Source organism: Acidovorax sp. HMWF029 (assembly GCF_003060895.1).
Classification (GTDB): Bacteria; Pseudomonadota; Gammaproteobacteria; order Burkholderiales; family Burkholderiaceae_C; genus Acidovorax.
Genome location: NZ_QAIH01000051.1, coordinates 1 through 11,433, shown reverse-complemented (window position 1 = coordinate 11,433; position 11,433 = coordinate 1). Strand labels below are relative to the sequence as shown.

General features: G+C 66.4%; 13 protein-coding genes. 9 read left to right on the top strand and 4 right to left on the bottom strand.

Features of this window, described 5'->3' with window-relative positions; all coding sequences use genetic code 11:
• Window positions 1–225: 225 nt before the first annotated feature.
• The 5 genes from DBR12_RS03020 (at window position 226) to DBR12_RS03000 (ending at window position 3,368) form a co-directional block, all read left to right on the top strand.
• Window positions 226–579, top strand: coding sequence for a hypothetical protein (locus DBR12_RS03020; RefSeq protein WP_108615888.1), 354 nt, complete (start codon window positions 226–228; stop codon window positions 577–579).
• 202 nt (window positions 580–781) lie between these two features.
• Window positions 782–1,258 carry a type II 3-dehydroquinate dehydratase gene (aroQ, locus tag DBR12_RS03015; protein ID WP_108615887.1) on the top strand — a complete coding sequence of 159 codons (477 nt, stop codon included), beginning with the start codon at window positions 782–784 and terminating at the stop codon, window positions 1,256–1,258.
• 27 nt (window positions 1,259–1,285) lie between these two features.
• On the top strand, window positions 1,286–1,699 hold the full coding sequence (arfB, locus tag DBR12_RS03010) for an alternative ribosome rescue aminoacyl-tRNA hydrolase ArfB (RefSeq protein WP_108615886.1): 414 nt from the start codon (window positions 1,286–1,288) through the stop codon (window positions 1,697–1,699).
• A gap of 124 nt (window positions 1,700–1,823) precedes the next feature.
• Window positions 1,824–2,645: a dioxygenase gene (locus DBR12_RS03005; RefSeq protein ID WP_108615890.1), complete on the top strand. Its 822-nt coding sequence runs from the start codon at window positions 1,824–1,826 to the stop codon at window positions 2,643–2,645.
• Window positions 2,646–2,696: 51 nt separating this feature from the next.
• Window positions 2,697–3,368 (top strand): alpha/beta hydrolase, encoded by a 672-nt coding sequence (locus tag DBR12_RS03000; RefSeq protein WP_108615885.1) that lies wholly within the window; start codon window positions 2,697–2,699, stop codon window positions 3,366–3,368.
• A 33-nt stretch (window positions 3,369–3,401) separates the two neighbouring features.
• Here DBR12_RS03000 and DBR12_RS02995 read toward each other — a convergent pair whose 3' ends face one another.
• The gene (locus DBR12_RS02995) at window positions 3,402–3,869 is read right to left on the bottom strand and encodes an Lrp/AsnC family transcriptional regulator (RefSeq protein ID WP_108615884.1); all 468 of its coding nucleotides are present in this window, start codon (window positions 3,867–3,869) and stop codon (window positions 3,402–3,404) included.
• Between the two features lie 149 nt (window positions 3,870–4,018).
• Between DBR12_RS02995 and DBR12_RS02990 the strand changes: the two genes are divergently transcribed.
• Entirely contained in the window at window positions 4,019–5,311 is a 1,293-nt protein-coding gene (locus DBR12_RS02990; RefSeq protein WP_108615883.1) for a methionine gamma-lyase, read from the top strand.
• On the opposite strand, the gene DBR12_RS02985 is transcribed toward DBR12_RS02990, so the two are convergent.
• Window positions 5,259–5,732: an Lrp/AsnC family transcriptional regulator gene (locus tag DBR12_RS02985; protein WP_063463140.1), complete on the bottom strand. Its 474-nt coding sequence runs from the start codon at window positions 5,730–5,732 to the stop codon at window positions 5,259–5,261. The genes DBR12_RS02990 and DBR12_RS02985 overlap by 53 nt on opposite strands.
• Window positions 5,733–5,835: 103 nt before the next feature.
• Between DBR12_RS02985 and mdeB the strand changes: the two genes are divergently transcribed.
• Window positions 5,836–8,514 carry an alpha-ketoglutarate dehydrogenase gene (mdeB, locus tag DBR12_RS02980; RefSeq protein ID WP_108615882.1) on the top strand — a complete coding sequence of 893 codons (2,679 nt, stop codon included), beginning with the start codon at window positions 5,836–5,838 and terminating at the stop codon, window positions 8,512–8,514.
• A gap of 57 nt (window positions 8,515–8,571) precedes the next feature.
• Here the strand turns inward: mdeB and DBR12_RS02975 are convergent, their stop codons facing one another.
• Window positions 8,572–9,249, bottom strand: a complete 678-nt coding sequence (locus DBR12_RS02975) for a TetR/AcrR family transcriptional regulator (protein WP_108615881.1) — start codon at window positions 9,247–9,249, stop codon at window positions 8,572–8,574.
• A gap of 124 nt (window positions 9,250–9,373) precedes the next feature.
• On the opposite strand from DBR12_RS02975, the gene DBR12_RS02970 reads away from it, so the two are divergent.
• Both DBR12_RS02970 and DBR12_RS02965 read left to right on the top strand, forming a co-directional pair.
• Window positions 9,374–9,901 (top strand): DoxX family protein, encoded by a 528-nt coding sequence (locus tag DBR12_RS02970; protein ID WP_146185458.1) that lies wholly within the window; start codon window positions 9,374–9,376, stop codon window positions 9,899–9,901.
• Window positions 9,902–10,160: 259 nt separating this feature from the next.
• Window positions 10,161–10,394 (top strand): hypothetical protein, encoded by a 234-nt coding sequence (locus DBR12_RS02965; RefSeq protein WP_108615879.1) that lies wholly within the window; start codon window positions 10,161–10,163, stop codon window positions 10,392–10,394.
• Between the two features lie 36 nt (window positions 10,395–10,430).
• On the opposite strand, the gene DBR12_RS02960 is transcribed toward DBR12_RS02965, so the two are convergent.
• Window positions 10,431–11,405: a threo-3-hydroxy-L-aspartate ammonia-lyase gene (locus DBR12_RS02960; RefSeq protein WP_108615889.1), complete on the bottom strand. Its 975-nt coding sequence runs from the start codon at window positions 11,403–11,405 to the stop codon at window positions 10,431–10,433.
• Between the last annotated feature and the right edge of the window lie 28 nt (window positions 11,406–11,433).

Sequence of the window (11,433 nt, the reverse complement as noted above, 5' to 3'; positions counted from 1 at the left end):
TGTCCGCAGCAGTGGCGCTTGCGGGGGTATTGGCGGGGGAGGGGGTGCTCATCCAGCCATTTTAGGCGGCGCTTTCGTGACGGTTTACGCATTAAAACAAGCGCGTGTACGTTCAGACACAACGTAAAGACGCTTTTATGCCATCCTTTTGGCTACTTGGTGCGTTGTGTACCGGTGAGGGCCCTGGCCACCCGGCTGGCGACCCTCATTCATTAGGAGATTTCCATGACGAAAACCCGTTCTCTTTATGCCATGGCCGCTTCGGCTGGCGTGGCCCTGGCTTTGCTGGCCGGTGCTGGCGCCGCCCAGGCCCGTGACGTCAATTGGTCGGTTGGCGTTGGCGTGCCCGGCGTGGTGATCGGTGCCAGCAATGGCTACTACGCTCCCGCCCCGGTCTACGTGGCGCCGCCCCCACCGGTGTATTACGCGCCGCCCCGGCCTGTTTACTACAACGCCCCGCCTGCCTATTACGCCCCACCGCCGGTTGTTTACTACGGCGGCCATGGTTACCGGCCCTATCGCCACTACCGCCATCACCGCCACCACGGTCATGGCCACGGTCGTCACTGGGACGAATGAAGGTTGTGGGCTGGCCCCCGGGGCCACCCCGCAGCCAACAACCTCTTGGGCGCGAGTCGCTCTCAGGCAGCGTTGCACAGGCTGCCTTTTACAGCGGTCCTTCGGGGCCGCTTTTTTCTTGGAGTGTCAGCGGGCGGGCGCCGCATAATCCCGCACTCTGGCCTGCCAGCGTGGCAGGCGCATTGCCCCGGAGACCCCGCCTGTGACCGCCCATAAAACCGCTTTTGTCCTGAATGGCCCCAACCTGAACCTGCTGGGCACGCGCGAGCCTGCCGTGTATGGCGCAGCCACCCTGGCCGATGTGGAGAAGCTCTGTGCCGATGCCTGCCAGCGCCACGGGTTTGCGCTGCGCTTTCACCAAAGCAACCACGAAGGCGCGCTGGTGGACTGGATTCACGAGGCGGGCCGCCTGCATGCGGCGGGCGAGCTGGCGGGCGTGGTGATGAACGCCGGGGCCTACACCCACACCAGCATTGCGCTGCACGATGCCATCAAGGGCACGGGCATCACGCTGATCGAGCTGCACATCAGCAACGTGCATGCGCGCGAGGCCTACCGCCACCATTCGTACATGGCCGCCGCTGCCAAGGCAGTGATGTGTGGCTTTGGCGTGCTGGGCTATGGCCTGGCGATTGACGGCCTGGCGCAACTGCTGGCCCAGCAGCAGCCTGCGGCCTGATGGCCGGGCGCGCGGGCTTCTATTTGTATGGCCCCGCTGCCCCTGCAAGTCTCTGAGGACGAGGTTGAAATCACCGCCATGCGCGCTCAGGGCGCGGGCGGGCAGAACGTCAACAAGGTGTCGAGCGCCGTCCACCTGCGTTTTGACGTGGCGGCTTCGTCGCTACCCGAGGGCGTGAAAGAGCGTCTGCTGGCCCTGCGCGACACCCGCATCACGCAAGAGGGTGTGGTGGTCATCAAGGCCCAGCAGTTCCGCAGCCAGGAACAGAACCGCGCCGACGCGCTTGCGCGGCTGAACGCGCTGCTCAACACCGTGGCCGTGCCGCCCCGGGTGCGCCGCGCCACCAAGCCCACCTATGGATCGCAGCAGCGGCGGCTGCAGGGCAAAACCCAGCGCAGCGAAACCAAGGCGCTGCGGGGGCGGGTGCGCGACGGCTCCTGATAGCGAGGGTGGGGCAGCGCCAGTGCTTGATTGGCATTACCCATAGAACAATCTGTCTGCTCCGCTGGGCTTGGTGCAGGGGTTCGTCCAGCCTACAGTGGTGGCATTCACAGATGAAACTGCCATGACCGCTGTTGCCCAAGCCCCTTCGTCCACTGTTCCAGCCCTTTTCGTATCGCACGGCGCGCCGCTGTTTGCGGTGGACGCTGGCACCACCGGCCCCGCACTCACGCAATGGGGCCAGAGCCTGAAAGCGCAATACCCCGGCTTGCGCGGTGTGGTGGTGATGTCGCCGCACTGGATGGCGCGCTCGGTGCAGGTCATGACCGGCCCGCAGCCCGCCACGTGGCACGACTTTGGCGGGTTTCCGCCTGCGCTGTACGAGCTGCAGTACCCCGCCCCCGGCTCGCCTGCACTGGCGCAAGAGGTGCTGGGCCTGCTGCAGGCCTCGGGTGTGGCCGCGCAGGGCGATGCAGCGCGACCCTTTGACCACGGTGCCTGGGTGCCGCTGATGCATTTGTTTCCCGATGCCGATGTGCCCGTGGTGCAGGTGGCCTTGCCCGTGGGCGCAGGCCCGGCCGAGGTCTATGCGCTGGGTGCCGCCTTGCGCAGCCTGCGCGGCCAGGGCGTGCTGGTGGTGGGCTCGGGCAGCATGACGCACAACCTGGCCGAGTTTTTTGGTGGCGAGCGAGCGCCTGCGCCCTATGTGCTGGAGTTCAGCCGCTGGATCGAAGGCGCGCTGGCCCGTGGCGACATGGCCGCGCTGCTCAACTACCGCAGCCAGGCGCCCCATGCCCACCGAGCGCACCCCACGGAAGACCATTTTTTGCCCATCTTCTTTGCGCTGGGTGCGGCGGGCGACGATCTGCACGCAAACTACTTGAGCCGCGAGGTGATGTACAGCATGCTGTCGATGGATGCGTTTGCGCTGGAGCCGGTGCACTGATGGCGCATCGCCCCCGCTTTTCTAGTTAAAAATCGCCCTCTGCGCCTGTCTATGCTCAATTTGCCGCTCACATTTTTGCAGCGCCCCGCTGCCTCTACCACGCCCCGCCCCTGGCTGCTGGTGCTGATGCACGGTGTGGGCAGCAACGAGCAGGACCTGTTCAGCCTGTCGCCGCAAATACCCGAGCGCTTTCATGTGCTGAGCCTGCGGGCGCCGTTTCGCATGGGGCCGGGCTCGCACGCGTGGTTTGATTTCTCCATCGAGCCAGGCGGCGAGCGCACCATCAATGAAGAGCAAGAGGCCCAAAGCCGCGCCCTGGTGGCCCAGGCGGTCGAGTCGGCCAGTGCGCAGCTGGGCATCCCGCCCGAGCGGGTGGTGGTGGGTGGCTTCAGCCAGGGCGGCATCATGGCGCTGTCGCTGCTGCTGACAAAGCCCGAACTGATGCACGCCGGACTGGTGTGGCACAGCCGCCTGCTGCCGCAGGTGGTGCCCCTGACGGCCCCGGCCGATGCGCTGCGTGGCAAGCGGCTGTGGCTGAGCCATGGCACGCACGACAACGTGATCCCCCTGGCCCACGCGCAGGCCATTGCGCACCACATGGCGCCGCTGCCGGTGGCGGTGACGTACCACGAGTTCCCCAGCGCGCACGAAATTCGGCCGTCGGAACTGGCGGCCACGGTGGCGTGGCTGGAGTCGCTCTCGACCACGCCGACCGCTTTCTGAGCGAAGGCCCCGTTTCGCCGCAGCGCCCCAGCCTCACACCGGCAGCGCCATGGTGCGCTTGACTTCCTTGAGCGAAAAGCTCGTCGAAATCTCGCGCACGCCCGGCAGGCTGCGCACGCGGGTGCGCACGTATTCGGCAAACGATTCCAGGTCGGCTGCTACCACTTCCAGCTGGTAGTCATACCGGCCCGAGAGGTTGTGACACGACAGCACCTGGGGCATGGCCATCACCTCGCGCTCCAGGGCCGAGGTGGTTTCGGCGGTGTGGTCGTGCAGCGCCAGCTGCACAAAGCCCAGCACACCCCAGCCCACGCGCTGGCGGTGCAGGTGGGCGTGGTAGCCCGCAATCACCCCGGCCTCTTCCAGCGCCCGCACCCGCCGCCAGCAGGGCGAGGTGGACAGCGACACCGCCTCGGCCAGGTCGCCCACGGTGGCGCGGCCGTCGCGCTGCAGGGCGTTGAGCAGGGTGCGGTCCACGGGGTCGAGTGGGTAGGGGTGCATGGTGGCGTGTAGAGGGATTGTTTGGGGCAAATTTTGCCCTTTGAATTGGATTTTTAGGCAAAGAAGGCGAAATTTTGCCCACCAATGAGGCCAAGAATCTCCACATCCGACCCGCATCCATTCTGTGGTCGGCCCACCAGGAGACAAGCATGACCCGCACCACCGACCGCAGCCCCGCCACCGGCTTCAGCACCCGTGCCATCCACCACGGCTACAACCCCGCCGACCACCAGGGCGCGCTGGTGCCGCCCATCCACACCTCGGCCACTTACGCCTTTCCGGACGTGGCCTATGGCGCGCGCTGCTTTGCGGGCCAGGAGCCCGGCTACTTCTACACCCGCATCGCCAACCCCACGCTGGCGCTGCTGGAAGGGCGGCTGGCGGCGCTGGAAGAGGGCGCGGGCGCCGTGGTGTTCGGCTCGGGCATGGGCGCCATCACGGCCACGTTGTGGTCCATGCTGGAGCCGGGCGACGAGATCCTGGCCGACCTCACGCTGTATGGCTGCACCTTCTCGTTTTTGCACCACGGCCTGGGCCGCTTTGGCGTGACGGTGCGCCATGTGGACATGACCGACCCCGCCCGCGTAGCCGAGGCGATGACTGCCAAGACCCGCGTGCTCTACCTCGAAACCCCCGCCAACCCCAACATGCGCCTGGTGGACATCGCATCCGTGTCGGCCCTGGCACACGCCCAGGGCGCCAAGGTGGTGGTGGACAACACCTACTGCACGCCCTACCTGCAGCAGCCTCTGCTGCTGGGTGCGGATGTGAGCGTGCACTCCATGACCAAGTACCTGGGCGGCCATGGCGACCTGACCGCAGGCGCAGCCGTGTTTGCCGATGCTGAGCTGGCCCAGCGCGTGCGCCTGTATGGCCTGAAAGACATGACCGGCGCGGTGATGTCGGCGCAAGACGCCCACCTGGTGATGCGGGGCCTGAAGACCCTTGCCCTGCGCATGGACCGCCATTGCCAGAGCGCGCAGAAGGTGGCCGAGTTCATCGCCGCCCACCCGGCTGCGGCGGCCGTGCACTACCCCGGCTTGCCCAGCTTTGCGCAGCACGCGCTGGCCCAGCAGCAGATGCGCCAGATGGGCGGCATGATCGCTTTTGAGCTGCGCGGCGGCCTGCAAGCGGGCGTGCGTTTCATGGACGCGCTGCAGCTCGTCACCCGCGCCGTGAGCCTGGGCGACGCCGAAACCCTGGCCCAGCACCCGGCCAGCATGACCCACTCCACCTACACGCCCGAGCAGCGTGCCGCCCACGGCATTGCCGAAGGGCTGGTGCGCCTGTCGGTGGGGCTGGAGGATTTGGACGACCTGCTGGCCGATATCGGCCAGGCGCTGGACCTGGCCCACGCCATGGACCTCAGCGCTGGCATCCACGCCGGGCTCAGCCCCGAGCGTGTGGCAGCGGCAGCGCCGTCTTGTAGCGCACCTGCTTGAGCGCAAAGCTGGAGCGGATCTTCTCCAGCCCCGGGATCGGCGAAAGCTGCTCCAGGATGAACCGCTCCAGCGCCGCAATGTCGGGCAGCGCCACGCGGATGAGGTAGTCGGAGTCGCCGCTCATCAAGTAGCACTCCATCACCTCGTCGTGCTCGGCAATGCGCCGCTCGAAGTCGGCCAGCGCCTCCTTGTTCTGCGTCTTCAGGCTGATGCTGATGAACACATTCAGCCCCAGGCCCAGCGCCGCCGCGTTGGCCAGCGCCACATAGCGGGCGATCACGCCCGCCGCCTCCAGCGCCTTCACCCGTGCCAGGCAGGGCGAGGGCGACAGGTGCACGCGCCGCGCCAGCTCCACGTTGGAGAGCGAACCATCGGCCTGCAACTCGGCCAGAATGCGCAGATCGGTCACGTCAAGCTTCATATGCTGCAGTATTTTGTAGATGCAGCATATTGTGCTTTTAATAGCGCTCGATCAGCGCGTTTCGGCATCACATTTTTGCCCAACCCTTCTACAGTGTGCTCCCATGAACGCCCCACTGCCCCCCCACCTTCTCAGCCCCCAGGACACCCTGGCCGACATCGACCCGCAAGAGACCGCCGAATGGCGCGATGCCTTCCTGGCCCTGGTGGCCACCGAAGGCCCCGAGCGCGCGCGGTTTGTGCTGCAGGAGCTGGTGCGCCTGGCCCGCACCCAGCGCGTGGGCTGGCAGCCGCAGCTCAACACGCCGTATGTGAACACCGTGGCGGCCCAGGCGCAGCCTGCGTTTCCAGGCGATCTGGCCATCGAGGAGCGGCTGGCGTCGCTGATGCGCTGGAATGCGCTGGCCATGGTGGTGCGCGCCAATCAGGCGTATGGCGAGCTGGGCGGGCACATCGCCAGCTACGCCAGTGCGGCCGATCTGTTTGAGAGCGGCTTCAACCATTTCTTCCGGGCGCGGGAGGGTGTGGGCGAGGGCCAGCATCGGGGCGACCTGGTGTTCTTCCAGCCGCACAGCGCGCCCGGCGTGTATGCGCGGGCGTTTCTGGAAGGGCATTTGACCGAGAACGACCTGCAGCACTACCGGCAGGAAATCACCGCCCCCGGCGCGGGCGCGCAGGGCCTCTCCAGCTACCCGCACCCCTGGCTGATGCCGGACTTCTGGCAGTTTCCCACCGGCTCCATGGGCATCGGTCCCATCAGCAGCATCTACCACGCGCGTTTCATGCGCTACCTCACGCACCGCAACCTGCTCGACTGCACCGGCCGCAAGGTGTGGGGCGTGTTTGGCGACGGCGAGATGGACGAGCCCGAGTCGATGAGCGCGCTCACGCTCGCTGCCCGCGAGGGCCTGGACAACCTCGTCTGGGTAGTCAACTGCAACCTGCAGCGCCTGGACGGCCCGGTGCGCGGCAACGGCCGCATCATCGACGAGCTGGAGCGCCTGTTTGCCGGCGCGGGCTGGAACGTGGTCAAGCTCGTGTGGGGCAGTGACTGGGACGGCTTGTTTGCCCGCGACCTTACCGGCGCGCTGGTGCGTACGCTGGAGGGCACCGTGGATGGCCAGATGCAGACCTTTGCTGCCAAGGACGGCCGCTTCAACCGCGACAACTTCTTCGGCCAAAACCCCGAGCTGGCGGCGCTGGCCCAGGGTATGACGGACGAGCAGATCGACCGTCTCAAGCGCGGCGGGCACGACCTTGTGAAGATCCACGCCGCCTATGCCGCAGCCGCTGCCCACAAGGGCCAGCCCACCGTGATCCTGGCCCACACCAAGAAGGGCTACGGCATGGGCCAAGCCGGGCAGGGCAAGATGACCACGCACAGCCAGAAGAAGCTGGACGACACCGACCTGATCGAGTTCCGCAACCGCTTCAACCTGCCGCTCACCGACGAGCAGGCGACCAGCCTGGCGTTCTACAAGCCCGCAGAAGACAGCCCCGAGATGCAGTACCTGCGCCGCCACCGCCAGCAGCTGGGCGGCTATCTGCCGCGCCGCCAGACGGCCTGCGATGTGTTGCCCGTGCCGCCCCTGGCCAGCTACGCCCAGTTTGCGCTGCAGGCCGATGGCAAGGAGATGAGCACCACCATGGCCTTTGTGCGCATGCTGGGCACGCTGCTGAAGGACGCCACTTTAGGCCCCCGCATCGTGCCCATCGTGGCCGACGAGGCACGCACCTTCGGCATGGCCAACCTGTTCAAGCAGGTCGGCATCTACAGCAGCGTGGGCCAGCGCTACGCGCCCGAGGACATCGGCTCGGTGCTCAGCTACCGCGAGGCGCTCGATGGGCAAATCCTCGAAGAAGGCATCAGCGAAGCAGGCGCGATTGCGAGCTGGACAGCAGCCGCCACCAGCTACAGCGTGCACGGCCTGGCCATGCTGCCGTTCTACATCTACTACTCCATGTTCGGCTTCCAGCGCGTGGGCGATGCCATCTGGGCCGCAGCCGACCAGCGTGCGCGGGGCTTCTTGCTGGGCGCCACCTCAGGCCGCACCACGCTGGGCGGCGAGGGCCTGCAGCACCAGGACGGCACCAGCCATCTTGTCGCGGCCACCATCCCCAACTGCAAGGCTTACGACCCAGCCTACGCAGGCGAGATGGCCGTGATCATCGACGCTGGCATGCGCGAGATGGTGACCGAGCAGCGCGACGTTTTTTATTACGTGACGCTCATGAACGAGAACTACGCCCAGCCCGACCTGCCCGCGGGCGCTGTAGACGGGGTCTTGCGTGGTTGCTATGTTTTTAAGAGCTATCAGGGCAATGTGGACGCGCGGAGAGGCCTGATTTCTTCACAAAATTCCGTCACCCTGATGGGTTCCGGCGCCATCCTGACCGAAGTGATCAAGGCCGCAGAACAACTCGCCAGCGAAGGCCTGGATGTGACAGTGCTCAGCGTCACCAGCTGGAGCGAACTGGCCCGCGACGGCGTGGCCTGCGAACAGCGCGCGCTGGCGGGTGAAGAAGGGGTTGACCCCGGCACCCCCTGGCTTGCCGCCCAACTGGCCGCCACCAGCGGGCCGGTGGTGGCCGCCACCGACTACGTGCGCGCCGTGCCCGAGACAGTGCGCGCTTTCATCCCCGAAGGGCGCAAGTACATCACCCTGGGCACCGACGGCTTTGGCCGCAGTGACACGCGGGCGGCGCTGCGGGAGTTTTTTGGGGTGGATGCACAGGCTGTGGCGCGTGCAGCCCGCAGTGCATTGGGTGGGCGCGCGGCATAAACCTGTGCACGGGCCGTGCTCGGCCCTGGCCCACGGCAGGTATCACAGGACAGTCGCTCAGGGGGCAAGTGGGGAGGGGCAAGGCGCCAAGCCCCGCACCAGTATTTCCAGCGCCGCGCGCGCCTGTGGAGAGGCGTGTTCGTCCTGTAGTTGAGGGACGGCGTGGGTGTCGGCCTGGGTGTCGCCGCCCGCACGGTTGTCCACACCGGCCGATTGGCTCAGCAGATGCCCGCCTTGCAGCAGCGCCAGGCCGTGGACCATGGCCCAGCATGCGTGGGCCAGTGCGCGCGGGTCGCCTGCGCGGAAGCTGCCGTTCTGCTGGCCCTCGGCCACCAGGGTTTGCAGGTCATTGAATACATCGGCCGCCACGGAGCGCAGGCCCGGTGGCGCGGTGGCCCGGGTTGCAGCGCCGAACATATGGGCCAGTTGCCGGGGGTGCTGGCGCCCGAATTGCACATAGGCCAGGCCGCTGGCCAGCAGGCGGTCTGGGCTGCCCTGCGCTGTCGCTACCGCATCGCGGATGGCCTGGCGCAAGGCCTCGAAGCCTTGTTCGGCCATGGCGTCCAGCAGGGCCTGCTTGTCGGCAAAGTGGCGGTAGGCCGCCGTGTGCGAGACACCCACGGCCTTGGCCATCTCGCGCATCGACAGGCCGTCGAGCCCGGCGCCCTCCAGCTGCTCCAGTGCGTAGGCCAGCAGGGTGCTTTTGAGGTCGCCGTGGTGGTAAGGGGTGGTCATGGAGGGGCGTTGGTGGACAGAAGAAGGCAGAGACAAAAAGAAGACGACTAGAAAACACCGAATGTTGACGGTGGAAACTTTAGCACCCTAAAATGTTTCCATTGTTAACATAAAAGTGTTTGCCATGAGTTTTCTGCTGTTGATCATGGGTGCCAGTGCGCTGGCGTGGGTGGTGCGTCGGCTGACGGGTGAGCGCCCCGGCCTGCGGTGGGCCATGCGCTGGGGCATGGGCCTGGGTTTTGTGTTCACGGGGGTGGACCATTTTGTGAACGCGCAACTGCGCTATGTGCCCATGATTCCCGACCTGCTGGCGGCTCAGGCGCTGTTCTGGGTGTACCTGACGGGGGTGGCCGAACTGGCCGGGGGCTTGGCCCTGCTGCTGCCCCAGCGCCTGCTGGATCGCGTGGGGCTGCCGCGCCTGCACCAACTGGCCGGGCTGGGGCTGGCGGCACTGCTGGCGTGTGTGGTGGTGGCCAACGTCCACGTGGCGCAGCAGGGCCAGCAGGTGCATGGCCTGCCGTTTGGCGCCTGGTATTACTGGGTGCGGCCTTTGCTGCAGCCGGTGTTTATTGTGTGGGCGCTGTATTGCTCGGGCGTCTGGGCGGGGTTTGCCCGTGGTGTTGTGGCAGCCGGTGCAGGAGGGGGGCGCTAGGACCGTCTTTCCACGTCGTGCGACGCTAGGTACAGCGCGGTGAACTCAATGCTGGCATGAGTTGTTAGCTATACATTTAATAGCTTTTGAGGCAGTGTGGGTGCGCGGAGAAGGCTGTTTTCGCTCCAAATTTGTGTATATGCGCTTGAGCCCCAGGCTGCCGGGCGGCACCGCCTGCATCTCCTAGGGTCGAACACATTGCCCACCCTGGAGCAGCTTCCTAGAATGGTTTGCAACCAAGCAACTGCTGGAGGGCACCATGGCACATGTCAGCTGGGACCACAACCCGCCTACCACCTGGACCGCGATGGTGGACGGCCAGGCCATCTGCTCTGTCAAACGCAAGGACATCGGGGGGTGGACCGCCGCCTGGGAGGACGAGCGCCTGTGGCCCGCGCCGGCCCATCTGCCCAAGGCCATGCCCCAACCGATGCGGTTTTTCAGCAGCCTGGAAGAGGCCAAGCTGGCGGTGGAGCAAGCGCTTTCGGCGTGAGGTCTTTCTGAGTTTCGGCGCCCGGCTAGCGTTCCATTACCCGGCCACCAAGGCGCAAAACCGTGCCAGGTCCACGTTGCCGCCGCTGATGAGCACGCCCACGCGCTGGCCCTTGAGTTCGCTCTGCATGGCCCGCGCTGCGGCAAAACCCAGGCAGCCGGTGGGCTCCACCACCAGCTTCATGCGTTCGGCAAAAAAGCGCATGGCATCCACCAGTTGTTCGTCCGTCACCGTGAGGATGTCGTCCACGTCGCGGCGGATGATGGCGAAGGTGATGTGGCCCAGGTGCTGCGTCTGCGCGCCGTCGGCAATGGTGGTGGGGGTGTCGATGTGCACGATGGTGCCGCTGCGGAACGACTGCTGTCCATCGTTGCCCGCTGCGGGTTCCACGCCGTAAAGCTTGGTCTGGGGCGACAGTGCGCGCGTGGCCAGGGCCGAGCCTGACAGCAGCCCGCCGCCGCCCAGGCACACAAAGAATGCGTCGAGCGGGCCGACCTCCTCGAACAGCTCCTTGGCAGCCGTGCCCTGGCCGGCCAGCACGTCGGCGTGGTCATAGGGCGGGATCAGAGTGAGGCCATTTTGCTGCGCCAGATCGCGGGTGATCTGCTCGCGGTCTTGTGTGTAGCGGTCGTAGAACACCACGGTGGCACCGTAGCCCTGCGTGGCCGCCACCTTGGCGGCGGGTGCGTCCTGCGGCATGACGATGGTGGCCGGGATGCCCAGCTCGCGCGCGGCCAGCGCAATGCCCTGTGCGTGGTTGCCCGAGGAGAACGCGACCACACCGGCCTTGCGCTGCGCAGGGCTGAATTTTGCGAGCGCGTTGTAGGCCCCTCGGAACTTGAACGCGCCCATGCGCTGCAGGTTCTCGCACTTGAAGAACACCTGGGCACCAAATTCTTCGTTGACGGTCCGCGAGGTGAGCACTGGCGTGCGGTGGGCCACCCCCGCAATGCGGCCAGCGGCGGCCACCACGTCTTCATAGGTGGGGAGGGCGGTGAGGGTTGGGGTCATGGTGAAGTCCGGGTGGGAGGTGGAAAAG